The 22,629-nt window shown below is 65.9% G+C and carries 25 protein-coding genes and 1 pseudogene; 20 read left to right on the top strand and 6 right to left on the bottom strand.

The window, feature by feature from the left end:
• Positions 1–19 precede the first annotated feature (19 nt).
• The 7 genes and pseudogenes from AB4Z42_RS20180 (at position 20) to aroQ (ending at position 4,975) form a co-directional block, all read left to right on the top strand.
• Positions 20–403 carry a nuclear transport factor 2 family protein gene (locus tag AB4Z42_RS20180; RefSeq protein WP_442010992.1) on the top strand — a complete coding sequence of 128 codons (384 nt, stop codon included), beginning with the start codon at positions 20–22 and terminating at the stop codon, positions 401–403.
• A complete protein-coding gene (locus tag AB4Z42_RS20175; protein WP_442010991.1) occupies positions 400–891 on the top strand; it encodes a DUF3237 domain-containing protein in 492 nt (163 codons plus the stop codon). Before AB4Z42_RS20180 ends, AB4Z42_RS20175 begins: the two co-directional genes overlap by 4 nt.
• 34 nt (positions 892–925) lie before the next feature.
• Positions 926–1,528, top strand: a complete 603-nt coding sequence (locus tag AB4Z42_RS20170) for a TetR/AcrR family transcriptional regulator (protein ID WP_442010990.1) — start codon at positions 926–928, stop codon at positions 1,526–1,528.
• 46 nt (positions 1,529–1,574) lie between these two features.
• Positions 1,575–2,789 carry a chorismate synthase gene (gene aroC, locus AB4Z42_RS20165; RefSeq protein WP_442011248.1) on the top strand — a complete coding sequence of 405 codons (1,215 nt, stop codon included), beginning with the start codon at positions 1,575–1,577 and terminating at the stop codon, positions 2,787–2,789.
• Positions 2,789–3,289: pseudogene (locus AB4Z42_RS20160) on the top strand (shikimate kinase); the annotation flags it as partial. The gene aroC and the pseudogene AB4Z42_RS20160, both read left to right, overlap by 1 nt.
• A gap of 139 nt (positions 3,290–3,428) precedes the next feature.
• Entirely contained in the window at positions 3,429–4,511 is a 1,083-nt protein-coding gene (gene aroB, locus AB4Z42_RS20155; protein ID WP_442010989.1) for a 3-dehydroquinate synthase, read from the top strand.
• A 2-nt stretch (positions 4,512–4,513) separates the two neighbouring features.
• Entirely contained in the window at positions 4,514–4,975 is a 462-nt protein-coding gene (gene aroQ / locus AB4Z42_RS20150; RefSeq protein WP_442010988.1) for a type II 3-dehydroquinate dehydratase, read from the top strand.
• A 13-nt stretch (positions 4,976–4,988) separates the two neighbouring features.
• Here aroQ and AB4Z42_RS20145 read toward each other — a convergent pair whose 3' ends face one another.
• On the bottom strand, positions 4,989–6,815 hold the full coding sequence (locus tag AB4Z42_RS20145; RefSeq protein WP_442010987.1) for a bifunctional sugar phosphate isomerase/epimerase/4-hydroxyphenylpyruvate dioxygenase family protein: 1,827 nt from the start codon (positions 6,813–6,815) through the stop codon (positions 4,989–4,991).
• Between the two features lie 91 nt (positions 6,816–6,906).
• Here AB4Z42_RS20145 and AB4Z42_RS20140 point away from each other — a divergent pair, with 91 nt between their 5' ends.
• The 3 genes from AB4Z42_RS20140 (at position 6,907) to AB4Z42_RS20130 (ending at position 9,908) form a co-directional block, all read left to right on the top strand.
• The gene (locus AB4Z42_RS20140) at positions 6,907–7,548 is read left to right on the top strand and encodes a TetR/AcrR family transcriptional regulator (protein WP_442010986.1); all 642 of its coding nucleotides are present in this window, start codon (positions 6,907–6,909) and stop codon (positions 7,546–7,548) included.
• 98 nt (positions 7,549–7,646) lie between these two features.
• Positions 7,647–8,504 carry a shikimate dehydrogenase gene (locus tag AB4Z42_RS20135; RefSeq protein ID WP_442010985.1) on the top strand — a complete coding sequence of 286 codons (858 nt, stop codon included), beginning with the start codon at positions 7,647–7,649 and terminating at the stop codon, positions 8,502–8,504.
• A gap of 45 nt (positions 8,505–8,549) precedes the next feature.
• Entirely contained in the window at positions 8,550–9,908 is a 1,359-nt protein-coding gene (locus tag AB4Z42_RS20130; protein ID WP_442010984.1) for an MFS transporter, read from the top strand.
• A 56-nt stretch (positions 9,909–9,964) separates the two neighbouring features.
• On the opposite strand, the gene AB4Z42_RS20125 is transcribed toward AB4Z42_RS20130, so the two are convergent.
• Positions 9,965–10,714: an IclR family transcriptional regulator gene (locus AB4Z42_RS20125; protein ID WP_442010983.1), complete on the bottom strand. Its 750-nt coding sequence runs from the start codon at positions 10,712–10,714 to the stop codon at positions 9,965–9,967.
• 71 nt (positions 10,715–10,785) lie between these two features.
• On the opposite strand from AB4Z42_RS20125, the gene pcaH reads away from it, so the two are divergent.
• From pcaH to AB4Z42_RS20095, 6 genes are read left to right on the top strand one after another with little or no spacing between them, the layout of a single operon-like run.
• Entirely contained in the window at positions 10,786–11,574 is a 789-nt protein-coding gene (pcaH, locus tag AB4Z42_RS20120; RefSeq protein WP_442010982.1) for a protocatechuate 3,4-dioxygenase subunit beta, read from the top strand.
• Positions 11,574–12,146, top strand: coding sequence for a protocatechuate 3,4-dioxygenase subunit alpha (gene pcaG, locus AB4Z42_RS20115; protein WP_442010981.1), 573 nt, complete (start codon positions 11,574–11,576; stop codon positions 12,144–12,146). Before pcaH ends, pcaG begins: the two co-directional genes overlap by 1 nt.
• Complete coding sequence (locus tag AB4Z42_RS20110) at positions 12,143–13,342, top strand: lyase family protein (RefSeq protein WP_442010980.1); 1,200 nt, start codon at positions 12,143–12,145, stop codon at positions 13,340–13,342. The genes pcaG and AB4Z42_RS20110 overlap by 4 nt, the downstream gene beginning before the upstream one ends.
• A complete protein-coding gene (gene pcaDC / locus AB4Z42_RS20105; protein ID WP_442010979.1) occupies positions 13,339–14,514 on the top strand; it encodes a bifunctional 3-oxoadipate enol-lactonase/4-carboxymuconolactone decarboxylase PcaDC in 1,176 nt (391 codons plus the stop codon). The genes AB4Z42_RS20110 and pcaDC overlap by 4 nt, the downstream gene beginning before the upstream one ends.
• A complete protein-coding gene (locus AB4Z42_RS20100; protein WP_442010978.1) occupies positions 14,511–15,212 on the top strand; it encodes a 3-oxoacid CoA-transferase subunit A in 702 nt (233 codons plus the stop codon). Before pcaDC ends, AB4Z42_RS20100 begins: the two co-directional genes overlap by 4 nt.
• Entirely contained in the window at positions 15,209–15,892 is a 684-nt protein-coding gene (locus tag AB4Z42_RS20095; RefSeq protein WP_442010977.1) for a 3-oxoacid CoA-transferase subunit B, read from the top strand. Before AB4Z42_RS20100 ends, AB4Z42_RS20095 begins: the two co-directional genes overlap by 4 nt.
• Here the strand turns inward: AB4Z42_RS20095 and AB4Z42_RS20090 are convergent.
• Both AB4Z42_RS20090 and AB4Z42_RS20085 read right to left on the bottom strand, forming a co-directional pair.
• On the bottom strand, positions 15,848–16,771 hold the full coding sequence (locus AB4Z42_RS20090; RefSeq protein WP_442010976.1) for a hypothetical protein: 924 nt from the start codon (positions 16,769–16,771) through the stop codon (positions 15,848–15,850). The genes AB4Z42_RS20095 and AB4Z42_RS20090 overlap by 45 nt on opposite strands.
• A 34-nt stretch (positions 16,772–16,805) precedes the next feature.
• The gene (locus AB4Z42_RS20085; RefSeq protein ID WP_442010975.1) at positions 16,806–17,354 is read right to left on the bottom strand and encodes a B-4DMT family transporter; all 549 of its coding nucleotides are present in this window, start codon (positions 17,352–17,354) and stop codon (positions 16,806–16,808) included.
• Positions 17,355–17,387: 33 nt separating this feature from the next.
• On the opposite strand from AB4Z42_RS20085, the gene AB4Z42_RS20080 reads away from it, so the two are divergent.
• Genes AB4Z42_RS20080 through AB4Z42_RS20065 form a run of 4 tightly spaced genes read left to right on the top strand, consistent with a single transcriptional unit; the run spans position 17,388 to position 20,144 of the window.
• Positions 17,388–18,482: a M24 family metallopeptidase gene (locus AB4Z42_RS20080; RefSeq protein WP_442010974.1), complete on the top strand. Its 1,095-nt coding sequence runs from the start codon at positions 17,388–17,390 to the stop codon at positions 18,480–18,482.
• An 18-nt stretch (positions 18,483–18,500) separates the two neighbouring features.
• On the top strand, positions 18,501–19,064 hold the full coding sequence (gene efp, locus AB4Z42_RS20075) for an elongation factor P (protein ID WP_442010973.1): 564 nt from the start codon (positions 18,501–18,503) through the stop codon (positions 19,062–19,064).
• The gene (nusB, locus tag AB4Z42_RS20070; protein ID WP_442010972.1) at positions 19,057–19,590 is read left to right on the top strand and encodes a transcription antitermination factor NusB; all 534 of its coding nucleotides are present in this window, start codon (positions 19,057–19,059) and stop codon (positions 19,588–19,590) included. Before efp ends, nusB begins: the two co-directional genes overlap by 8 nt.
• Positions 19,590–20,144, top strand: coding sequence for a hypothetical protein (locus AB4Z42_RS20065; protein ID WP_442010971.1), 555 nt, complete (start codon positions 19,590–19,592; stop codon positions 20,142–20,144). Before nusB ends, AB4Z42_RS20065 begins: the two co-directional genes overlap by 1 nt.
• A gap of 2 nt (positions 20,145–20,146) precedes the next feature.
• On the opposite strand, the gene AB4Z42_RS20060 is transcribed toward AB4Z42_RS20065, so the two are convergent.
• Together AB4Z42_RS20060 and AB4Z42_RS20055 are read right to left on the bottom strand one after the other, a co-directional pair.
• Positions 20,147–21,370, bottom strand: coding sequence for an FAD-dependent monooxygenase (locus AB4Z42_RS20060; protein ID WP_442010970.1), 1,224 nt, complete (start codon positions 21,368–21,370; stop codon positions 20,147–20,149).
• Positions 21,371–21,386: 16 nt separating this feature from the next.
• Positions 21,387–22,592, bottom strand: a complete 1,206-nt coding sequence (locus tag AB4Z42_RS20055) for a serine hydrolase domain-containing protein (RefSeq protein WP_442010969.1) — start codon at positions 22,590–22,592, stop codon at positions 21,387–21,389.
• Between the last annotated feature and the right edge of the window lie 37 nt (positions 22,593–22,629).

The raw sequence follows: 22,629 nt of genomic DNA, 5'->3' as shown, positions 1-22,629 counted from the left end.
GTTAATGCATACTCAAGGTATGCAAATCACCAAGCTAGATCTGAAAACCGTTTCTGAGCGCTATTTCGCCGCGTGGGCGGCCCACGATCCGGACGCGATCGTGGCGCTGCACACGCCCGACACTGAATTCTGGATGCACATGGGCGGTGACCCCGTTGTCGGCCGTGACGCCGTGCGCGTCACCTTCGCCGAGATCTTCGCCCAATTCCCCGATCTGACCTGGGAGACATACCGGGTGCTCCTCGGCGAGGACCACTGGATTCTCGACTGGGCACTGATCTCCGGCGATGTCCGATTCGACTGCCTCGACGTCGTCAATGTGACGCCGGAAGGCCTCGTCGCCCGCAAGGACACCTTCGTCGACGCCACACAACTGCAGGCGGCGCTGGAGGCGATCGCGTGACTACTGCAACGCCGGCCGACCAGTTGCCGCTGATTGACGCGCTGCCCGTTGAGCATCTGTTCGACATGCACGTCGATCTTGAGCCCGCGCAACCGATCACGACACCCGTCGGGCTGCGGATGACCTTCATCACGACAGGCGGCGCCATCGATGGGCCGAAACTCCAGGGGGAGGTCCTGCCCGGCGGTGGCGACTGGCTGATGATCGGCGCCGACGGTGTGGGCCGCGTCGACGTCCGCGCCACCATTCGAACCCGCGACGGCGTGCTGATCCACTACGAGGCACGGGGAACCATCAAGATTCCGGCGGATGGGCTCGAACGGCTCGCCGCGGGCGACGTCCTGCCCTTCGGTGAAACGTATGTGCGGACCACGCCGACATTCGAGACGGCCGACGAGCGCTACGCGTGGCTGTCCGCCCTCGTCTCCGTCGGCTACAACATCCTGTCGCCGAACCACATTGACTACCGCGTCTATCAGGTGCTGTGATCCGCCGGAGGTGACGTTCGACTATGGTCGGCCCGTGGCGACAAGGGTGGCCAGACGAACGCAGGCGGAGCGCACCGAGGCGACTACCGCCGCGCTGGTCGACGCCGCACGTGAGCTGTTCGCCCGCGATGGCTACGACACGACCTCACTCGATGCGGTGGCGGCGCGGGCGGGCGTGACGAAAGGCGCCGTCTACCACCACTTCGACGGAAAGCGGCAGCTGTTCGAAGCCGTGTTCAGTCGTGAAATCGAGCGAATCACGACCCCGCTCGCGGCCGCGTACACACGAAAGAAGGACCCGTGGGACGCCTTCAAGGCGGCAAGCCGCGCGTTCCTCGACGAGTGTCTGGAGCCCGGACTGCAGCGGATCGTTCTGCTGGATGCGCCCGCAGCAATCGGGTGGGAGGGCATCCGCCGGCTGGAAGCCCCACTGCTGGAATTGATGGAGCTCGCGATCTCGCGTGCCGTCGACGCCGGCCGCATCGCCAAGAGACCGCCCGGCCCGCTCGCTCACTTCCTCTTCGGCGCGACCTGCGAGGTGGCGATGATTGTTGCGAGGGCAGACGATCAGAAGACGGCGCAACGGCAGGCTGTCGCCGAGATCGGCCGGGTCCTGGACGGCCTCGCCATCGGCTGATTCAGGGGCGCAAGCGCCCAAAGAGCACTGTGCGAAAATGGGACGCGTGTTGCGATGGACTACAGCTGGTGAATCACACGGCCGCGCCTTGGTGGCCATGGTCGAAGGCATGATCGCGGGCGTCCACGTCACCACCGACGACATCGCCGGACAACTCGCCCGGCGCCGGCTGGGCTACGGCCGCGGCGCCCGGATGAAGTTCGAGCAGGACCAGGTCACGATGCTCGCGGGAGTCCGACACGGCCTCACCCTCGGCGGTCCGATCGCCATCGAGATCGGCAACACCGAATGGCCGAAGTGGGAGACCGTGATGGCCGCCGACCCGGTCGACGAGTCTCTGCTCCAAGAGGAGAGTGCGCGCAACGCGCCGCTGACCCGGCCGCGACCAGGTCACGCCGACTACGCGGGCATGCTCAAATACGGCTTCGACGATGCGCGGCCCGTCCTGGAGCGGGCCAGCGCACGCGAGACGGCCGCTCGGGTCGCGGCGGGCACCTTCGCCAGAGCGCTCCTCCGGGAGGCGTTCGGCGTCGAGGTCCTGTCGCATGTGATCTCCATCGGTGCCTCGAAACCCTATGACGGGCCACCGCCGCAGTTCTCCGATCTGGCGGCCATCGACGACAGTCCCGTTCGCGCGTTCGACGAGGCGGCACAGGAGTCGATGATCGCCGAGATAGAGGCGGCGAAGAAGGACGGTGACACGCTCGGCGGAATCGTCGAGGTGGTGGTCCACGGGCTACCTGTCGGGCTCGGCTCGTTCACCAGCGGTGACAACCGCCTCGACAGCCAGCTGGCCGGTGCCGTGATGGGCATCCAGGCGATCAAGGGCGTGGAGATCGGCGACGGGTTCGAGACCGCACGCCGGCGCGGCAGCGTCGCCCATGACGAGATCTACCCCGGCGCCGATGGCGTGATGCGTTCGACCAATCGTGCGGGCGGTCTGGAGGGCGGGATGACCAACGGTCAGCCGCTGCGGGTGCGTGCGGCGATGAAACCCATCTCGACCGTGCCGAGGGCGCTGGCCACCGTCGACATGGCGACCGGCGAAGAGGCCGTCGCAATCCATCAGCGTTCCGACGTGTGCGCGGTACCCGCCGCGGGCGTCGTCGTCGAGACGATGGTGGCGCTGGTTCTGGCGCGTGCGGCGCTGGAGAAGTTCGGTGGCGACTCGCTGAACGAGACGCGAGCAAACGTCGACAACTATCTGCGCGCGGTCTCCGATCGCGAACCGTCGTCGCAGCCGGTCCAGGCGTCGGGCTGATGGCGCCGAAGGCTGTGCTGATCGGGCTGCCCGGATCGGGCAAGTCGACGATCGGCCGCCGGCTGGCCAAGGCGATGAATCTCACGCTGCTGGACACCGACGCTGCGATCGAGGAGACCACCGGCCGCACCATCGCCGACATCTTCGCCGCCGACGGCGAAGACGAGTTCCGCCGTATCGAGGAGTCCGTCATCCGGTCCGCGCTGGTGTCCCATGACGGGGTGTTGTCTCTTGGCGGGGGAGCGGTGACCACGGCGGGTGTCCGCGACGCGCTGGCGGGCCATACCGTCATCTACCTGGAGATCAACGCAGCAGAGGGCGTACGCCGTACCAGCGGCCCTACGGTGCGACCGCTGCTGGCCGGTGGCGACCGTGGCGAAAAGTTCAAAACGCTGATGACCCAACGTGTCCCGCTGTACCGGCGAGTCGCGACATTGCGGGTCAACACCAACCGTCGCAATCCCGGCGCGGTGGTGCGCTACATCGTCGAGCGGCTGGAGAACTCCGAATCGTCGCGTCAGCACCGGCGACGCCGCCGTCCACCGTGGCGTCGAACTCCAACGACGCTGACACCGGCCCCGACGACCGAGGCGCCCCCGTCGCCTGCGGACATGGCGGCAAAGAAAGCGGCGGGTCCCCATGGCTGAACCGGTAACCGTCGAGGTACTCGTCGACCCGCCGTACCCGGTGATCATCGGCACCGGTCTGCTCGGCGACCTGGAACGCACCCTGGCAGGCAGGCACAAGGTCGCCATCCTGCATCAGCCGACGCTTGGAAAGACCGCCGAAACCATTCGGAACGCTCTGGCGGACAAGGGAATCGACGCGCATCGCATCGAGATCCCCGACGCTGAGAAGGGTAAAGACCTACCGGTACTCGGATTCATCTGGGAAGTGCTCGGCCGCATCGGGGTCGGCCGCAAGGACGCTGTCGTCAGCCTCGGCGGTGGCGCCGCGACCGACGTCGCCGGTTTCGCCGCGGCGACCTGGCTGCGCGGAATCGACATCGTGCACGTGCCCACCACGCTGCTCGGAATGGTCGACGCCGCGGTCGGCGGCAAGACCGGGATCAACACCGACGCGGGCAAGAACCTCGTCGGTGCGTTCCATCAGCCCGCGGCCGTGCTCGTCGACATCGCGACGCTGGAAACGTTGCCGCGCAACGAGCTCGTGGCCGGAATGGCCGAGATCGTGAAGGCGGGTTTCATCGCCGACCCTGTCATTCTCGACCTGATCGAATCCGATCCCGAGGCCGCAGTGGACCCGACGGGAACGGTGCTGCCCGAATTGATCAGGCGCGCGATCGCCGTCAAGGCCGAAGTCGTCGCGGCCGACGAGAAGGAGTCCGCGCTTCGCGAGATTCTCAACTATGGCCACACCCTCGCCCACGCGATCGAACGGCGCGAGCGTTACGAATGGCGCCACGGTGCGGCGGTGTCGGTTGGCCTGGTGTTCGCCGCCGAACTGGGCCGGCTGGCCGGACGTCTGGATGACGGCACCGCGGACCGGCATAGGACCGTCCTCGAGGCGCTGGGGCTTCCGGTCGAGTACGACGCCGACGCGCTGCCACAACTGCTGGAGTACATGGCGGGCGACAAGAAGACCCGTGCCGGTGTGCTGCGTTTCGTCGTACTCGACGGACTGGGCAAGCCGGGGCGCCTGGAGGGGCCGGATCCGTCGCTGCTGGCGGCGGCATACTCGGTGATCGGAAAGGTGACCTAGAGATGAGCGACGTGGCCGAAGAGCATCAGCGACCGTCAACTGTTCTCGTGCTCAACGGGCCCAATCTCGGCAGGCTCGGCCGCCGTGAGCCCGAGAAGTACGGCAGCACGACCCACGACGAGTTGGTCGCTCTCATCGAACGCGAAGCCGAGGGGCTTGGCCTGAAAGCCATTGTGCGACAGAGCGACAGTGAAGCAGACCTGCTGGGCTGGATTCATGCCGCGGCCGACGCGGGCGACGCGGTGATTCTCAACGCCGGGGCGCTCACGCACACCTCGGTGGCTCTCCGCGACGCGTGCGCCGAGCTGCGGGCGCCGTTGATCGAAGTTCACATCACCAATGTGCATACCCGCGAGGAGTTCCGGCACCATTCCTACATCAGCGCTGTCGCGACGGGCGTGATCGCCGGACTGGGCGTGCAGGGTTACGTGTTGGCGCTGCGGTATATCGCGGCGGTCCAGTAGATTACGCGCCTTCTCATCGCAGTGAGCTGACGCGGCCTGCCCGTTGGGCGGCCAGCCGGACCGGCGCGTTATCGCTGCCGTAGCCGTCGTAGTCGCCGCGCCGCTCGACGAATTCGAAGAACACCGACCCGATCGTGCGGGTGTAGAAGTGTATGAATTCGCCATGAGGGCTTCTGTCGAAGAGCAGGTCTAGCTCGCGTAGCGCCGCGACCGCACCGGTGTCCACGCCGAAGCGGCCCGCGACGTAGTCGTAGTAATTGTCGGGAATCGACAGGAACGGCAGCCCACGGTCACGGGCGCGGCGTGCCACCTCGAAGACATCGGTGCATGCGAAGGCGATGTGTTGGGGCATCCGGGAATCGGCGAGCACATGCGGGGCGACGTTGAGCGGCAACCGCACCGCGCCGTCGACAGTTCGCATCACCTGACTGCGCACCAGCCCGGTGGGTGCGGCCACCTCAGTGGGAGCATCAGCGGACAGTCCCAAGACGCTCGTCAAGAAAAGGACCGCTTCATCGGCGGTCTGCCATGGCAGCGCGAGGTTGACGTGATCGATGGCGCGCACCGCGGTGTTCGAGTCGACAGGCATCCCGTTCTCGAACTCGTCGACCCACGCCGGCGGCAGCCCCGTCGGAGGCGCGGTGACCCAGAAGATCTCGGATCCGTCCGGCGCGACGGCGCCGCCCATCGGCTGCTCGGAGGCATAGGTGCGTCGGTATGCGGGCGGAGCCATCAGATCCTCGGCCCGTCGGGTGGTGGCGGCGGCGTCGGGCACCTGCAGGCCGATCGCGGCGACATGTGGATCCAGATCGCGAGCCTGCTGTTCATTGAGGACGACGCGGGCGTCGCCGGCGACCCACAGTGACACCGGCTTGGTTCGATGCCGTCCACGCGGAGTGAAGCCGAGCTGCTCGAGGAGCACCTCGACCTCGGTGGTGTCCTCGGCCTTCAGCTCAACGAAGTCAAAGCCGTTGGGCGGCTTGGCATCTGTCACCGGCTGTAATCGTGTGCGGTCTGCCGGTGTCTGCTGTGCGGCCACCTTGTCCTGCAGCCATACCAGTGAGCGAAGCGCGTGCACGGCGGTCCGGTCCGGGTCGGTCTGGCGGAACGTGTCATTGAATACCTCCAATGACAGCGGTCCGTCGTAGCCGGTCGCGAGCACACGCGATACGAAGGTCGCGAGGTCGAAGTCGCCTTCACCGGGGAACAGCCGGTGGTGGCGGCTCCAGGACAGTACATCCATGGACAACGCGGGAGCGTCGGCAAGCTGCAGATAGAAGATCTTGTGGCCGGGGATGCTTTCGATGGCCGAGGTGTCGTGACCGCGGGAAAGCACGTGGAAGCTGTCCAGGCAGAGTCCGACCGCCGGATGGTCGGCCAACTCGACGATCCGCCACGATCGCCGGTAGTCATCGACGAAACGACCCCAGGCGAGTGCCTCGAACGCGACCTTGATGTCGTGCCTCTGCGCCAGCTCGCCCAATCGGCGAAGTTGGTCGGCGGAGTGTTCGTCGGAGTCGACGGTTGCGGTCGCGACGTTGCTGCACACCAGGACCGTCCGGATACCCAGCCGTTGGGCGGTGACGAAGGTGGCTTCCGCGCGGCGAAGGTTCTCCGCGAATGTCGTCTCGTCGACGCCCTCGATGTCGCGGAGCGGTTGGTAGAGATCCAGTGACAGGCTCAGGCGTCGGGCGAGGCTGCGAATCTCCTCGGGACTGTGGTCACTGGCGATGAGGTCGGGTTCGAACACCTCGACGCCGTCGAATCCGGCCGCTGCGCAGGCATGCAATTTCTCCGTGAGGGAGCCGCTGATCGAGACCGTGGCGATGGACGTCTTCATGATGCCTCCATTCGAACATAATGTACCAATTAGTTAATTACTTTGGAAGAGTGTTGATTAAAGCGCCGCACCTGCCAGTAAGCTGCCGAAGGTGACCGCCGAGTCCCGCCCCGAGCTTCAGCGCGACGCCGAGCGCACGCGCGCTGAGTTGCTCGCGGTCGCGACGGAGGTCTTCGCCGAATCCGGTTATTCCGGCGCCCGCGTCGACGACATCGCCGAGCGCACCCGCACCACGAAGCGGATGATCTACTACTACTTCGGCGGCAAAGAACAGCTCTACATGGCGGTCTTGGAGAACGCGTACCGCGGCATCCGCGAAGCCGAGCAGCGACTGCAGGTCGACCATGTCGATCCCGTCGTGGCGATGCGCAGGCTCGCCGAGTTGACCTTCGATCATCACCTCGATCACCAGGCCTTTATCCGGCTGGTGTCGATCGAGAACATCCACAGGGGCCAATTCATCAGTCGCCTCGACTCACTGCGCGATCTCTCACAGCCGGCCACGTCGCTGCTGGACCAGATCCTGGCCAGGGGCCACGCACAGGGCGTGTTTCGCGACGACGTGGATGCGTTGGACGTCCACATGGTCATCAGTGCCTACTGCGTATTCCAGGTCGCAAACCGCTACACGTTCGGATTCCTGTTCGGTGTCGACTTCACCGAGGTCAGCCGGCGGGCGCACCTGCGACGCATGATCGGCGATGTCGTCGTCGGCTGGCTCACCGCTCGCTGATCAGAGAGCTGCGTCACCCCTGACCCTTGACGAGACGCGGACCACAATGTTCTACTTCACGTACGTACTAGTTAGTACATTAGTCAGGACGGTGCACCGTGAGTTCAAACCCATATCTCGTCGGCCTCGTCGGCCAGGGTGTCGGACCGTCGCTGACGCCGGCACTGCACATGGCAGAAGGCCGTGCGAACGGCCTCGACTACGTGTACCGCACCATCGACCTGACCACCGCAGACATCGCGCCCGAGCGCATCGGCGAGGTTCTGGTGTGGGCGCGTGCGCTGGGCTACAACGCGCTCAACGTCACCCACCCCTGCAAGCGGTTGGTGATCGATCACCTCGACGCACTCGACGAGGGCGCAGCGGCGCTCGGCGCGGTGAACACCGTGGTGTTCGAGGCCGACCGCACGGTCGGCTACAACACCGACGCGCCTGGCTTCGGCATCGGATTCAACGAGGGGTTACCCGGAGCGGCCATGCAGACCGTGACGCTCGTCGGCGCAGGCGGGGCGGGTGCCGCGGTCGGGCATGCGCTGCTCGATTTGGGCGCCGAACATCTGACCGTCGTCGACCTCGACGTCGATCGGGCGACCGTTCTGGCTCGCGAGCTGGCAGGCAGGCACCCTAACGCTCGGGTCGACGCGTCGGCATTCGACAAGCTGTCGGTGCTGCTGCCGGTCAGCGATGGGGTAGTGCACTGCACGCCGACGGGAATGGCTGATCACCCGGGCATGCCGTTCGAGGCGGCACTCCTGCATCCCGGGCTGTGGGTCGCCGACATCGTTTATCGACCGCTGAAGACCGAATTGCTGGCCGCGGCGCGTGAAGTCGGCTGCCGAACACTCGACGGCGGCCACATGGCCGTGCACCAGGCCACTACCGCCTTCGAACTGATCACCGGGATCTCCCCGGACGCCGATCGCATGTCCCGGCACTTTCGCAGTCTTGTCGGGTGAATTCCCTTCCGTGAGAACCATTTCATCAGAAACTAGGAGGAACCCATGAGCGTCGTCGATGGTAATCCGCCCGATGGTGCGCCCGCGGGCACACCGGAGCGGACGCCGAAGAAAGCAGCCCTGGCCAGTTTCATGGGCAGCGCCGTCGAGTACTATGACTTCTTCGTATTCGGTTTCGTTGCCGCCCTTGTCTTTCCGAAGATCTTCTTCCCCGAGGGCAACGAGACGGTCGCGCTGGCCCAGTCGTTCGCCACCCTAGGGGTCGCCTACATCGCCCGGCCGATCGGCGCGTTCGTGATCGGGCACTTCGGCGACCGTATCGGGCGTCGCAACGTGTTGATGTTCACGCTGATCCTCATGGGCGCGTCGACTTTCGCGATCGGCTGCCTACCGACCTACGCGTCGGTCGGGGCACTCGCACCCATACTCCTGGTGGCGTGCAGGCTGCTTCAAGGCTTCTCGGCCGCTGGCGAACAGGCCGGCGCCAGCTCGCTGACGCTTGAACATTCCCCCGACCACCAGCGGGCGTTCTTCACCTCATGGACACTCACCGGCACCCAGGGCGGATTGATTCTGGCCTCACTCGTGGTGATCCCGGTCGTGGCGCTGCCCGAGGAAGACCTGCTCGCGTGGGGTTGGCGGGTGCCGTTCTGGCTCAGCGCCGTCGTTGTGGTGGTCGCCTACTTCATTCGTCGCCGCCTGCACGAGACCCCGGAATTCGAAGAGGCGAAAGCCGCGGGCACCATCGCCCGGATGCCGCTGAAGCCGCTGCTGCGTGACCACTGGCGCGACGTTCTGCGAGTGATCTTCTGCGCCTTCATCGCCGCGGTCTCCACGGTGTTTGCCAACCTGGCCATCGCCTACGGCAAGAAGATGGGGCTCAACGCCGATGAGACGCTCTGGCTGGTCGTGGTCGCCAACATCGTGGCGCTTGGCACTCAGCCCATGTTCGGAAAGCTCGCCGACCGCATCGGACGCAAGCCGGTGTTCATCTACGGTGCGCTGTCGTCTGCGGCACTGATGCCCTTGTATCTGCTGTCCATGACCAGTGGCAACGACGTACTGATGTTCGCCTTGGCGATAGCCACCTTCTCCTTCGGCTACGCAGCGGCCAACGCGGTCTGGCCGTCCTTCTACGGCGAGATGTTCTCCACCAAGGTCCGTTTCTCCGGACTCGCGATCGGCACCCAATTGGGTTTCCTGGTAGCGGGTTTCGCGCCTGCGATCGTCACCGCGCTCGGTGGTGTCAGCGAAGGCGGCTGGGTGGCGACCAGTATCTTCACCGCAGTCGTCTGCCTCATCGCCAGTGCTGCCGCACTGACGGCGAGAGAGACGAAGGACGTGCCGACCGCGCTGCTCGGCCACAAGGCTCCCGATTCGGCGCGGCAACTCGTCGACCACTGAGGAGTCGCGCCATGGTGCCCTGCCGGTCAGCGGGCGGGCGGAGCTGGGCGGGAATGTCACAGCAAGCGGCCGATGCCGCGCGCAGCGACCTGCAGGGCACCGAGCAGTCTCTGGCGACCGCGTTTGAGATTCGGCACGACCACCCCGATCGCCGCCGCCACGGTGTCGTCGGACGACCGCGATACGGGAACGGCCAGCGAACACGCGCCGAGCGTCATCTCCTCGATGGTGGTGGCTACACCGTCCCGACGGACACGCTCGAGCTGCGCCGCGAGGACCGGTTGCGCAACGATCGTGTAGGGCGTGATGCGGGTCAGTTTGGCAAACACGTGCTCCCGAACCTCCGCCGGTGCGTTGGCGAGCAGGACCTTGCCGACCCCGGTGCAGTGCATGGGCAGTTTGCTTCCCACGCTGCTGACGATGGGCACCGATGCGCGGCCCATCATCCGCTCGAGATAGAGCACCTCGTCGCCCTCCCGAACCGCAAGGTGCACGGTAGCCAGTGTCGCCGCATAGACGTCGTGCAGAAAAGGCTCGGCGATCTGACGCAATCTGCCTTCGACGGGTGCCAGCAGGCCCGCATCCCACAGCAACCTGCCCACCTCGAAGCGCCCGTTTTCCCGGCGCTGGAGTGCGTGTCCGGCGACGAGCTCGGCGGTCAACCGATGTGCGGTGGGAACCGGCAGATCCGCGCGATGGGCGAGCTCCGAAAGGGACAGGCTACGGTGCCGTTCGTCAAATGCGCCGACGATTGCGAGCAAACGACTTGTGACGGTCGTGCCCGGCGTCGAGGTGTTCCCCGCCATTCTTTCATTCCTTCCGCTGAGCGGAAGTCTAGTCTTCACGGCGCACCGAAGGGCCCGATACCGTGCACATCATGACAGCAACGCCCGCGATCAACTCCGACAGCGCTTCGGCAAGTCAGGCCGAGATCAGCAGCGAGATCGGTGCGATCGAATCGGCCTACCAGCGCTCGGGGGTCGAGGAGACGCAGCCGCGCCTCGACTACGCGCCCTACCGCAGCAGCCTGCTGCGCCACCCCACGAAGGATCTCCATCACGCCGATCCGGAAGGTGTCGAGTTGTGGACACCGTGTTTCGGCGGGCGTGACGTCCATTCCTTCGAATCCGACTTGACGATTCAGCACACCGGCGCACCGATCGGCGAACGGATGGTGGTGACCGGCCGAATCGTCGACGGCGAGGGTCGGGCGGTGCGTCGGCAGCTGGTCGAGATCTGGCAGGCCAACGCGGGCGGGCGCTACATCCACAAGCGCGACCAGCATCCCTCGCCGATCGACCCCAACTTCACCGGTGTCGGACGCTGCCTGACCGACGACGACGGCTACTACCGGTTCACCACCATCAAACCCGGGCCGTATCCGTGGAAGAACCACCACAACGCGTGGCGGCCCGCGCACATCCACTTCTCCTTGTTCGGAACCGAATTCACGCAGCGCATGATCACCCAGATGTACTTCCCGGGCGATCCGCTGTTCGCGCTGGACCCCATCTACCAGTCGATCACCGACCAGAAGGCGCGCGATCGGCTCGTCGCGAGTTACGACCACGACGTGACCACCCACGAATGGGCCACCGGTTACCGCTGGGACATCGTGCTGACCGGTTCCAATCGGACCCCCGTCGAGGAAGGAACCGATCACTGATGTCCACACTGCTGACCGCCACCCCCGGACAGACCGTCGGGCCGTTCTTCGGCTACGCACTGCCGTTCGACCGGGGCAGCGATCTCGTGCCGCCCGGTTCGCCCGGTGCGATCCAGTTTCACGGCGTGGTCACCGACGGCATGGGAAACCCGGTTCCCGATGCGCTGCTGGAGATCTGGCAGGCCGACGCCGACGGTGCGATTCCGTCGGCCACCGGCTCGCTGCGGCGCGACGGCTGGACGTTCACCGGCTGGGGCCGCGCCGCCACCGACGATGCCGGCCGTTACAGCTTCTCCACGGTGCTACCCGGCGCGACGGCTCCCGGCTCGGCGCCGTTCATTCACGTCACCGTGTTCGCCCGCGGACTGCTCAACCGGCTGTTCACCAGGGCCTACCTCCCCGGTGATCGGATCGCCAATGACCCGCTTCTGAATTCGCTTCCCGCGCAACGGCGTCAGACCCTGATCGGCTCCCGCGACGCGGCCGGCCTGCGGTTCGACATCAAGCTGCAGGCCAGCGCACAAGCCGACGGCGAAACCGTCTTCCTCAGCTACCCAGGACATCGACCATGACCGACCTGTTCTGGCCCGGCGATCATCGCGCCGGCACTCTGATGAGCGACCGTGCGCTTCTGGCTGCCATGGTCGCCGTCGAACAGACGTGGCTGGACGCGCTGATCGGTGCCGGAATCGCACCGGCGTCGGCACGGGCCGACCTCGGCGGGCATCTGGCCGACGGCGACCTCGAAGCGATTGCACGCGGCGCCGATGTCGACGGCAATCCGGTCAGCGGTCTCGTTGCGCTGCTACGCGAGCGCACGGAGCGGCCGACCGCCCAATGGCTGCATCGTGGTTTGACGAGCCAGGATGTGGTCGACACGGCGCTGATGCTCTGCATACGGGATGCGCTCGCCCGTATCCGCGAGGAACTTGCCGACCAGGTGCGGACGTTGTCGCGGCTGGCCGAAACGCACCGTGCCACACCGATGCTCGCCAGGACCCTCACGCAGGCGGCGTTGCCGAGTACCGCCGGTGTGAAGGTGGCGCGGTGGCTCTTGGCGGTGCTGGACGCCGCGGAAACACTTGCAGAGTTGAGGCTGCCGGTCCAGGCCGGAGGGGCGGCGGGCACCCTGGCCGCAGCCGTCGAGCTGAGCGGATCGGTGGAAGGCGCGATCGGCCTTGGCGACTCGCTGGCGGACGCGCTGCGGCTCGAACCGGCGCCACCCTGGCACACAACGCGTTCCGTGGTCACTCGCATCGGCGATGCCCTGGCCACCTGTTGCGACGCGTGGGGCTACATCGCCACCGACGTCGCCACCGGCAGCCGACCCGAGATCGCTGAGTTGGCCGAAACGGGCGGGGGCGGGTCGTCGACCATGCCCCACAAGAACAATCCGGTGCGCTCCGTGCTGATCCGTCGCGCCGCGATGACCACAGGCCCGCTGGCCGCCACACTGCACACCGCATCGGGGATGTCCGTCGACGAACGCGCCGACGGCGCATGGCATACCGAATGGGCGACACTGCGCACATTGGCGCGACGCACCGTCGTCGCCGCCTCCCACGCGACCGAACTGCTGGCCGGGTTGCAGATCGACGCGGCACGCACAGCCGCGAATCTGGCAGCCGCCGACGGCGTGATGTCCGAACAGCAGACGATGGCCGAACTGACCGGACGCGTACCGAATCCGGATTATCTCGGAGCCGCCGAACAGCTCGTCGAGTCCGCAGTCCAGCGCGCCACGCACTATCTCAAGGACACGCCGTGAGTATTCCGCGCATTGTCGGCACCGAGTTCGGCGGACCGCCGACCGCCCCTCTGCTTCTTCTCGGCCCGTCGCTGGGCAGCTCGGCCGCCACGTTGTGGAGCGAGGCCGCCGTCGAGCTGAGCCAGACCTGGCGTGTGGTGGGCTGGGACCTTCCAGGACACGGCCGTGGTGGGATCTCGGACGACTTCACCATCGCCGAACTCGCCGAGGGCGTACTGACACTCGCCGACGAGTACACCCGCGAAACGTTCCATTACGCAGGTGATTCGGTCGGAGGTTGCGTCGGGTTGCAACTGTTGCTGGACGCGCCGTACCGGATCGCGTCGGCCACCCTGCTGTGCACCGGTGCGGTGATCGGCACCCGGCAGGCGTGGCGGGAGCGCGCGGCAACCGTCCGTTCACAGGGAACGGATATCATGGAGGCCGCAGCGGCACAGCGGTGGTTCTCCACTGACTTCGCCGAGCGTGAGCCCGCTGTCAGCTCAGGGCTTTTCGATGCGTTGCGTCACGCGGACTCGGGCTCCTATGCCCAGGTGTGTGACGCATTGGCCGAATTCAACGTCACCGACCGACTTCAGGAGATCAGCACACCGGTCCTTGCGGTCGCAGGCGCCCAGGACGTCGCGACTCCGCCGGACGATCTGCAGCGCATCGCCTCCGGGGTCAAGGACGGCCGACTGGTCGTGCTGGACGGCGTCGGCCATCTTGCGCCCGCCGAGGCCCCGGTTCGTGTTGCGCAACTGATCGCCGAACACGCACACGCGTCGACGGCGCCGATGAGCACGGACGAGGTGTATGCCGGCGGGCTGGCAGTGCGGCGTCAGGTCCTCGGTGACGCGCACGTCGACCGGGCCATCGCAGCGACCACCGATTTCACCGCGGACTTCCAGCGGTTCATCACCGAATATGCCTGGGGCTCAATCTGGACCCGACCGGGCCTTGACCGCCGAAGCCGGTCACTGATCACGCTTACTGCCCTGGTGGCGCGCGGCCATCACGAGGAGCTCAAGATGCACCTGGTTGCCGCACGTCGCAACGGCCTGACGAACGACGAGATCAAGGAACTGTTGATGCAGACAGCGATCTACTGCGGAGTGCCGGACGCCAACACGGCGTTTCGGATTGCCGCCGACGTGCTACCCGACTTCGACGACAAGGGGGATAGGCCATGAGCCGCACCGAGATCTGCGAGACCGCCCGACAAGCAGTCGCCGGAATAGAGGATGGTTCAACAGTTCTCGTCGGCGGATTCGGGATGGCCGGCATGCCGACCACGCTGATAGACGCACTGATCGAACAGGGCGCCGGCGATCTCACCATCGTCAGCAACAACGCAGGCAATGGTGACACCGGCCTCGCGGCGCTTCTGGCGGCCGGTCGCGTCACCAAGGTCATCTGTTCGTATCCGCGACAGTCTGATTCGTATGTGTTCGACGAGCTGTACCGCTCGGGCAGGATCGTGCTCGAGGTGGTGCCGCAGGGCAATCTGGCCGAACGGATCAGGGCGGCTGGTGCGGGCATCGGCGCGTTCTTCTGCCCGACCGGTGTCGGCACCCCCCTCGCAGAGGGAAAGGAGACCCGCACGATCGACGGCCGCGCCTATGTACTGGAGTATCCGATCCGCGGCGACGTCGCACTCATCGGCGCCCATGTCGGCGACCGGGCGGGAAACCTGTTGTACCGCAAGACCGCCCGCAATTTCGGTCCGGTGATGGCCACTGCGGCGTCACTCACGATCGCCGAAGTGTCCCGCGTCGTCGACGCGGGTGCCATCGATCCGGAAGCTGTGGTCACGCCGGGAATCTTCGTTGACCGCATCCTCGATCTGTCGGCCGTATCGGGCGACCATATGACGGAGGTGGCATCGTGACGCTGCATGTCCCAAGCCGAACCACGGTCGAACATCTCGATCGCGGACCGCTGGATCGTCGGGAACTGGCCGCCATCATCGCTCGCGATATTCCGCCCGGCTCATACGTCAACCTCGGCATAGGGCAGCCGACCACCGTCGCCGAGTACCTGCCGCCTGAAGCAGATGTGGTGCTGCACACCGAGAACGGCATGCTCGGCATGGGCGGCGAAGCGGTCGGCGATCAGGTTGACGGGGATCTGACGAATGCGGGGAAGGTGCCCGTCACCGAGACCGCAGGCGCATCGTACTTTCACCATGCCGACTCCTTTGCGATGATGCGCGGTGGTCATCTCGACGTCTGCGTCCTTGGTGCATTCCAGGTCAGTCAGCGCGGCGATCTGGCCAACTGGCACACCGGCGCGGCCGATGCCATCCCTGCGGTCGGCGGAGCCATGGATCTCGCGATCGGAGCGAAGAACGTGTTCGTCATGATGAACCTGTTCGCCAAGGACGGCACCGCCAAACTCGTGCCAGAGTGCACCTATCCGCTCACCGGTGTCAGGTGCGTCAGCCGCGTCTACACCGATCACGCCATCTTTGCGATCGACTCCGCCGATGACGGCGGGCTGCGGGTGCTGGAGACATTCGGGCTCTCAGTTCGTGCGCTGGGCGACAGAATGTCGGTCCCGCTGCACTAGCGGTCGCCAGTTTCGAATAGACAAGCCTTCGTCGGTGCTGGCCACCGAGTAGCAGATCGCGGTAGCCACGATTGTGGGCAGCACGAACGTCAGCATCGCGACGAACACGACGAAGCCGATGTTCGGTTCGGTCAACCAGCCCTGGGGGAATCGGGCAAGGCTGACGGCGAGCCAGGAGGCGACGATCGCCAAGCCGAGCAGGGTCACGGTGGCGACCTTGATCGAGCGCAGCGCCAGACGCGTCGGCTCGGAAGTGTCGGCCAACGACTTGCGAAGTGTCCTGGTTCGGACGTAGACCAACAGGAAATTCACGCCGATGGTGACGGCCGCACTGATGACGATGAGGGCGGTGGCCCACAGGTCCGGCCGGCGACCGAACATGAAATGCAGGTAATCGATCGTCGTCTCGGACAGGATCAGCGTCGTTGTCATCGTCGCCGCGAAAGTCAGCCAGCCGCCCAGATCGGCGAGAAAGCTGTAGGCGCCGGCGTCTTCGGCGTCCTCTTCTGAGATCTTCTTGACCGCATGGCTGGCGAGCATCCAGCCCAACCCGCCGAACAGCGCCGTCGCGCCCGCGGCGAGCATCCCCGTCGACACCGCACCCTGGGTCCACGCGATAGCGCAGATACCGCGCCGATCGCCTTCGGACGGAACCTGGGTGCCGGTGATCAGGCTGAACAGAAAGCTGTCCAGCATCAGGATCAGCACCGCCGAGGAGAACAGCGCAAGCGTGTGAACGCTCTCGCGGCTGTTCTTGTCCATCAGCAGCGCGATCGCGGTGATCAGGAATCCGCCGAGCACGCCGGCGAATTGGGAGTGCGATGCCGCCGACGTCAGCGCACTCCACTGATCGGACGTACAGAATTCGTCCGGATTCATGGGGGAGGGTCAGGACGCCGGGATGGGGCCAGGCCTAGCTGTCGCGACGGGCCTCGGTCGTCTCGTACTCCTCCGTCTGCTCACCGTCGGGCTGGCGGACGGCTTCGAACACGTCCGTATCCGCCCGCTCGTCCTCATGTACGCCGTGGCGTACAAATTCGGGCGCCTTGCGGTCGACGAGCCAGCGGCCGAGCGTGACGCCCGCGAGGGACACCAGGAACACCAGCAGGGCGGTGAATGCCGCGAAGGTGGTGAGCTCGTTGATGAGCCCCTCGACGTAGAGGCTCTTGTAGAAGATGTGGATGAGCCACGCGACGGCGCCGCTCACGATGCCCGCGAATAGGCCGGCCAGCAGCCAGGTCATCGACAGGTCGCCGCGGCGGTCCGGATCCGGGTTGGCACGGGCGTCGGCGCGACCGTCGGCCAGCCCCCACACGAACACTGCGACGGCGAAGAGGACCACAAGAACGATGCTGATCAGCCCCGCCTTGGTCTCCCACGCGTTGATCAACGCTCCCTGCAGCAATCGCACGATCACCATCAGGCCCGCGAACACCAGTCCGCGCAGCAACCACTTACTCATGAGGCCACACCTTAGCGAGTAGGTTCATCAACCGTGACTCTTTCTCAGCGTCGGGACCGGCTGCGTGAGCGACTGGTCGCTGCCGACCTGGACGCGATGCTGGTGTCGGACCTGGTCAACGTCCGATATCTGTCGGGTTTCACCGGGTCGAACGCCGCGCTTCTTATTCGGGCCGAGGACGCGACACCGGTGCTCGCCACCGACGGGCGCTACCGCACCCAGGCCGCTCAGCAGGCTCCCGACGCCGAGCTCGTCATCGAGCGGGCCTGCGGACCCCATCTGGTCGCGCGCGCGGCCGCCGACGGGGTGTCACGCCTCGGTTTCGAGAGCCACGTGGTCACCGTGGAGATGTTCGGTGTGCTCACCAAGGCCGCGGGCGAGCTGACCGAATTGATCCGTGCCTCCGGCACAGTCGAGGCGTTACGTGAGGTCAAGGACGCGGGCGAGATCGCGTTATTGCGGTTGGCGTGTGAAGCGGCCGACGCGGCGTTGCACGATCTGGTCGAGCGCGGCGGGCTGCGGCCGGGGCGCACCGAAAAAGAGGTGGGTCGCGAGCTCGAGGCGCTGATGCTCGATCATGGTGCCGACGGCGTGTCGTTCGAGACCATCGTGGCCGCCGGACCCAACTCGGCGATCCCGCACCATCGGCCCACAGACGCGGTGTTGGCTCCCGGCGACTTCGTCAAGATCGACTTCGGAGCCCTGGTGTGCGGATACCACTCCGATATGACCCGCACGTTCGTGCTGTCTCCGGCCGCACAGTGGCAGCACGACATCTACGAACTGGTGGCGAGCGCCCAGCGCGCGGGTCGGGAGGCGCTCGCACCGGGCGTCAGCCTCAAAGAGGTCGACGCGGCATCGCGGCAGATCATCGCCGACGCGGGATACGCCGAGAACTTCGGCCACGGACTGGGACACGGCGTGGGTCTGCAGATCCACGAAGCGCCGGGAATCAGCGCCTCATCCGCAGGTACACTGCTTGCTGGCTCCGCGGTGACCGTGGAACCCGGCGTCTATCTGCCAGACCGCGGCGGTGTCCGAATCGAGGACACGCTCGTCGTCGGCAGTGACTCGCAACAGACTCCCGATCTACTCACCCGGTTCCCGAAGGAACTCGCGATCCTCTGAACAGGAGAACAACCGACCGTGGCATCGACCGCCGACTTCAAGAACGGGCTCGTCCTTCAGATTGACGGCCAGCTCTGGCAGATCATCGAATTCCAGCACGTCAAGCCCGGCAAGGGCCCCGCCTTCGTCCGTACGAAGCTCAAGAACGTGCTGTCGGGCAAGGTCGTGGACAAGACCTACAACGCCGGTGTGAAGGTCGAGACGGCCACCGTGGACCGTCGCGATGCCACCTATCTGTATCGCGACGGCTCCGACTTCGTGTTCATGGACTCCCAGGATTACGAGCAGCACCCGCTCTCGGAGTCGCTGGTCGGCGATGCCGCCAAGTTCCTGCTCGAGAGCCTGCCCGTGCAGATCGCGTTCCACAACGGCGCGCCGCTGTATCTGGAACTGCCGGTCACCGTCGAACTCGTGGTCACCCACACCGAGCCCGGCCTGCAGGGCGATCGCTCCAGTGCGGGCACCAAGCCGGCCACCGTGGAGACCGGCGCCGAGATCCAGGTGCCGTTGTTCATCAACACCGGCGACAAGCTCAAGGTGGATTCACGCGACGGCAGCTACCTGGGAAGGGTGAATGCCTGACTCCCGGGGCGACGGGAAGAGCCGCAGATCCGACTCGAGCGGGATTTCTCGGCCCGACCGTGGGCGCCACCAGGCCCGCAAGCGCGCCGTCGACCTGCTGTTCGAGGCCGAGGCGCGCGGGCTCACCCCGGCCGATGTCGCCGACGCGCGGAATGTCCTGGCGCAGACGCAGTCCGATGTCTCACCGCTGAACCCGTACACGGTGACGGTGGCGCGAGGCGTGACCGAACACAGCGCACACGTCGACGATCTGATTGCGACGCACCTGCAGGGCTGGACGCTGGACCGGCTGCCTGCCGTTGATCGTGCGATCCTGCGGGTGGCGGTGTGGGAACTGCTGCACGCCGACGACGTTCCCGAACCCGTCGCCGTCGACGAGGCCGTCGAGCTGGCCAAGCAGTTATCCACCGACGACTCACCGGGTTTCGTCAACGGTGTGCTGGGCCAGGTAATGCTCGTGACACCACAGATCCGGGCGGCCGCGCAAGCAGTCCGGGGGACTGGAGACGAAGGCGCGGGAGAATAGTGGGAGCACCGCAGGACTGGGCGCCGTACTCGAGTGTGGACGAGGCGGCCAAGGTGTACCTGCGTGATCCCGAGCTCGCACTGGACCAATTGCGTTCAGTCGTCGACCTTCCCGCGATCAGATCGTTCATCATGTCGCGCGGCTTCAGCGAGGGCTCGTGGGGGGACACCGACGACAATCCCCAGTGGCAGGAGATCGTGCTCACCGACGGGCACCGGCTGATCATCTGGCGCGCCGACGACGAGACATCGAGCATCGACGACCGCGAGCGCCGGGTGCTCAACGCCTCGGTCCGCACAATCCTGCTGTCGACGATCACCGATCACGTGCTCACCACCGAGTACGAGGCATTCGACGACGGCACCCGCCGCCTGTACGAGGTGCGACTGCGGATGTACACGCAACTGGTCACGCGATCGCGGCACAAGTCGCTCACCGAGACCGACATCTACTGCGAATCGTTCCGCTATTACAAGTCGGTCGACAACGGCGGTCTGGCCCAGATGCAGCGCCTACTGCAGTTCGGTCGGGTGCTGTCGCGCTGTATGGAATAGCGCTACGTGCCCGCCGAAGCGTCGGCGTAGTCGGGCAACTCGATCGAATCCGCCGCGGTGAACCAGAGCCTGGCGGCCAGCGGCCGGAAGGGCCATCGCTGCATCCACTTCATCACCAGGGCATTGGCGGCGATGTCGGACGCCGACTTCGGGGCGAACCGGTCGATGGTGTTGGGCAGGTCGTGGCATTTGTCGACGTAAGGGCGCATGACACTGTCGTACCGGGACAGCTTCGCCGGAAGATGTTCGGCGTCAAACGAATCCGCCGCTCCGAGTTCACCGGCAAGGACGTAAGCGCCGACCAGGGCCAGGCTGGTGCCCATCCCGGACAGCGGCGATGCGCAATAGCCGGCATCGCCAACCAGCGTGACGCACCCTGACGACCAGGTCGGCATGTCGACCTGTGCGAAGGAGTCGAAGTAGAAGTCGTCGGCGTCCTGGGCCGCGGCCAGTAGCGCGTCGCATTCCCATCCCGCGCCGGCGAATCGCTCGATCAGGAGCTGGCGTTGCCAGTCGAGGTCATGTCGATCGTAGGGAATCGGGTCGGATTGAAAAGCCAAGCCCGCCTTCGCGATCGACGGATCGTGTGACGGGCGCATCGAGGCGTTCAGACCGCCCGGCGCTTGATAGAGCAGAAACCAGCCGTCCAGGCCGACGCGATCTGGAGCCGAGAACCAGGCGTTATACCCGCCGATCGGCTTCACGAATTGTTCCTCGGGGCCGAAGGCGATTCGCCGCACCGCGGAGTGCGGACCGTCGGCGCCGACGACGAGGTCCGCCCGCACCGCCGTTCCGTCGGCGAAAATGACCTGGGCGCCGTCGCCGGCCTGCGTCACATCCGAAATGCTGGTTCCGAAGCGGTATTCGGCGGTGTCCCTGGTGGCTTGGTACAGCACGTCGACCAGATCCCCGCGCAGAATCTCCAGCTTGGATACCAGCCCGTTTCCATCGAAGGCGGTCACCGTCATTTCGGCGCGCCTGCTCCCGTCCGACTTGACCCAAGCCGCACCGCGTTGTTCCAGTGCCCGGTCGCGCATCTGGTCGATGAGGCCCATCCGCTCGACGACGTCGCCGCCCGCGCCGCGCAGGTCGACCGTCTGACCGCCCGGCCGGATGCCCGGTCCGATCTCCACGACGATGACGCGGTATCCGTTGCGGGTCAGCCAGAACGCCAGCGATGGACCCGCGATCCCGGCGCCGCTGATCACCACGGTGGGCTGTGTCATGGCGTCACCGTAGCGCTTAGATGTCGAGGGCCTGGTAGGTCCGGCGGACGAATTTGGGTTGCGTGCTTTGAAGTTTCGCCAACGAGGTATTGCCCGCAATGGCCGCGGCGGTATCGGCGGTGAGCTCGGGGAGATTCTGGATCAGGTAGATCAGCACCAGATCGTTGCTCGGGTCGGCCTGCCACCACGTGCCGTATGCACCGGGCCAGCCGAAGGTGCCGAGTCCACCGGGACCGAACAGTTGACGTGATTTGGCGGGGTCGGTCACCACCGAGAGGTTGAGCCCGAAGCCGCGGCCGACCCAAAACGGTGCGCCCAGGAAGGGTTGCCGCTTCTGTTCATCGGTCAATTGGTCGGTGCGCATCAGGCGCACGGATTCCTCGGACAGCACCCGGATGCCGTCGAGCGTGCCGTCCGCGAGCAGCATCCGGGCGAATCGCAGGTAGTCATCGACGGTCGACCACAGGCCGCCGCCACCGCTGCAGAACGGCGGATCGGTGATGTGCGCCGGGCCCATCACGTCGTGCTGCAGCGCCATGTTCGCGTCGAGCTTGTACATCGTCGCGGCGCGAGGGCGTCCCGCGATGCCCACCGAGAAGCCGGTGTCGGGCATCTCGAGCGGCTGAAAGATGCGCTCGGACAGGACATCAGACAGCGATTTGCCCTCGATCCGCGACAACGCGATGCCGAGGACGTCGGTTGCGTGACTGTAGGTGAGTCGGTCACCGGGCTGGTGGACCAGCGGTAGAGTCGCAAGCTCAGCCAGCCAGCGGTCCTGATCCTGGCGGAAGGACATCCGGCCGTACGCCTTGCTCAACGGACCGAGCACGGTGAACGCGTAAGCAAGCCCGCTGCGGTGCGTCATCAGATCGTCGATCGTGATCGGCCGCTGGGCGGGAGTGGTCTTGTCGAGTGGACCGTGTGGATCGAGGAGCACATGCATATCGGCCAGCTCCGGCAGCCACGTCGCCACGGGATCGGTCAGCGCGAGCTTGCCCTCCTCGATCAGGCTCATCGCGGCGGCGACGGTGACAGGTTTGCTCATCGAGGCGATGCGGAAGATCGTGTCGCGCTGCATCGGCAGTCCGGCGTCGACGTCCCGATAGCCGAGTTCGTTGACTTGCAGCACCTCACCGGCGCGACACACCAGGGTGACCGCACCGGCGAGCAGCCCCGCGTCGACCGCCTCGCGAATCGATGCCTGGTTACTGTCGAGCTTCATCCGCGTCAGCGTACTGAAGCGGCGGTGACGGTCTGTG

The sequence above is a fragment of the Mycobacterium sp. 2YAF39 genome, from assembly GCF_052114565.1.
Classification (GTDB): domain Bacteria; phylum Actinomycetota; class Actinomycetes; order Mycobacteriales; family Mycobacteriaceae; genus Mycobacterium.
This window is presented reverse-complemented; position numbering and strand designations above follow the sequence as displayed.

Coding starts and splice junctions, on each gene's coding strand:
- AB4Z42_RS20180 (WP_442010992.1), top strand. CDS start 20: ATGCAAATCACCAAGCTAGATCTGAAAACCGTTTCTGAGCGCTATTTC.
- aroB (WP_442010989.1), top strand. CDS start 3,429: ATGGCTGAACCGGTAACCGTCGAGGTACTCGTCGACCCGCCGTACCCG.
- aroQ (WP_442010988.1), top strand. CDS start 4,514: ATGAGCGACGTGGCCGAAGAGCATCAGCGACCGTCAACTGTTCTCGTG.
- AB4Z42_RS20145 (WP_442010987.1), bottom strand. CDS start 6,815: ATGAAGACGTCCATCGCCACGGTCTCGATCAGCGGCTCCCTCACGGAG.
- AB4Z42_RS20130 (WP_442010984.1), top strand. CDS start 8,550: ATGAGCGTCGTCGATGGTAATCCGCCCGATGGTGCGCCCGCGGGCACA.
- AB4Z42_RS20125 (WP_442010983.1), bottom strand. CDS start 10,714: ATGGCGGGGAACACCTCGACGCCGGGCACGACCGTCACAAGTCGTTTG.
- pcaH (WP_442010982.1), top strand. CDS start 10,786: ATGACAGCAACGCCCGCGATCAACTCCGACAGCGCTTCGGCAAGTCAG.
- pcaG (WP_442010981.1), top strand. CDS start 11,574: ATGTCCACACTGCTGACCGCCACCCCCGGACAGACCGTCGGGCCGTTC.
- AB4Z42_RS20110 (WP_442010980.1), top strand. CDS start 12,143: ATGACCGACCTGTTCTGGCCCGGCGATCATCGCGCCGGCACTCTGATG.
- AB4Z42_RS20100 (WP_442010978.1), top strand. CDS start 14,511: ATGAGCCGCACCGAGATCTGCGAGACCGCCCGACAAGCAGTCGCCGGA.
- AB4Z42_RS20090 (WP_442010976.1), bottom strand. CDS start 16,771: ATGAATCCGGACGAATTCTGTACGTCCGATCAGTGGAGTGCGCTGACG.
- AB4Z42_RS20085 (WP_442010975.1), bottom strand. CDS start 17,354: ATGAGTAAGTGGTTGCTGCGCGGACTGGTGTTCGCGGGCCTGATGGTG.
- nusB (WP_442010972.1), top strand. CDS start 19,057: ATGCCTGACTCCCGGGGCGACGGGAAGAGCCGCAGATCCGACTCGAGC.
- AB4Z42_RS20060 (WP_442010970.1), bottom strand. CDS start 21,370: ATGACACAGCCCACCGTGGTGATCAGCGGCGCCGGGATCGCGGGTCCA.
- AB4Z42_RS20055 (WP_442010969.1), bottom strand. CDS start 22,592: ATGAAGCTCGACAGTAACCAGGCATCGATTCGCGAGGCGGTCGACGCG.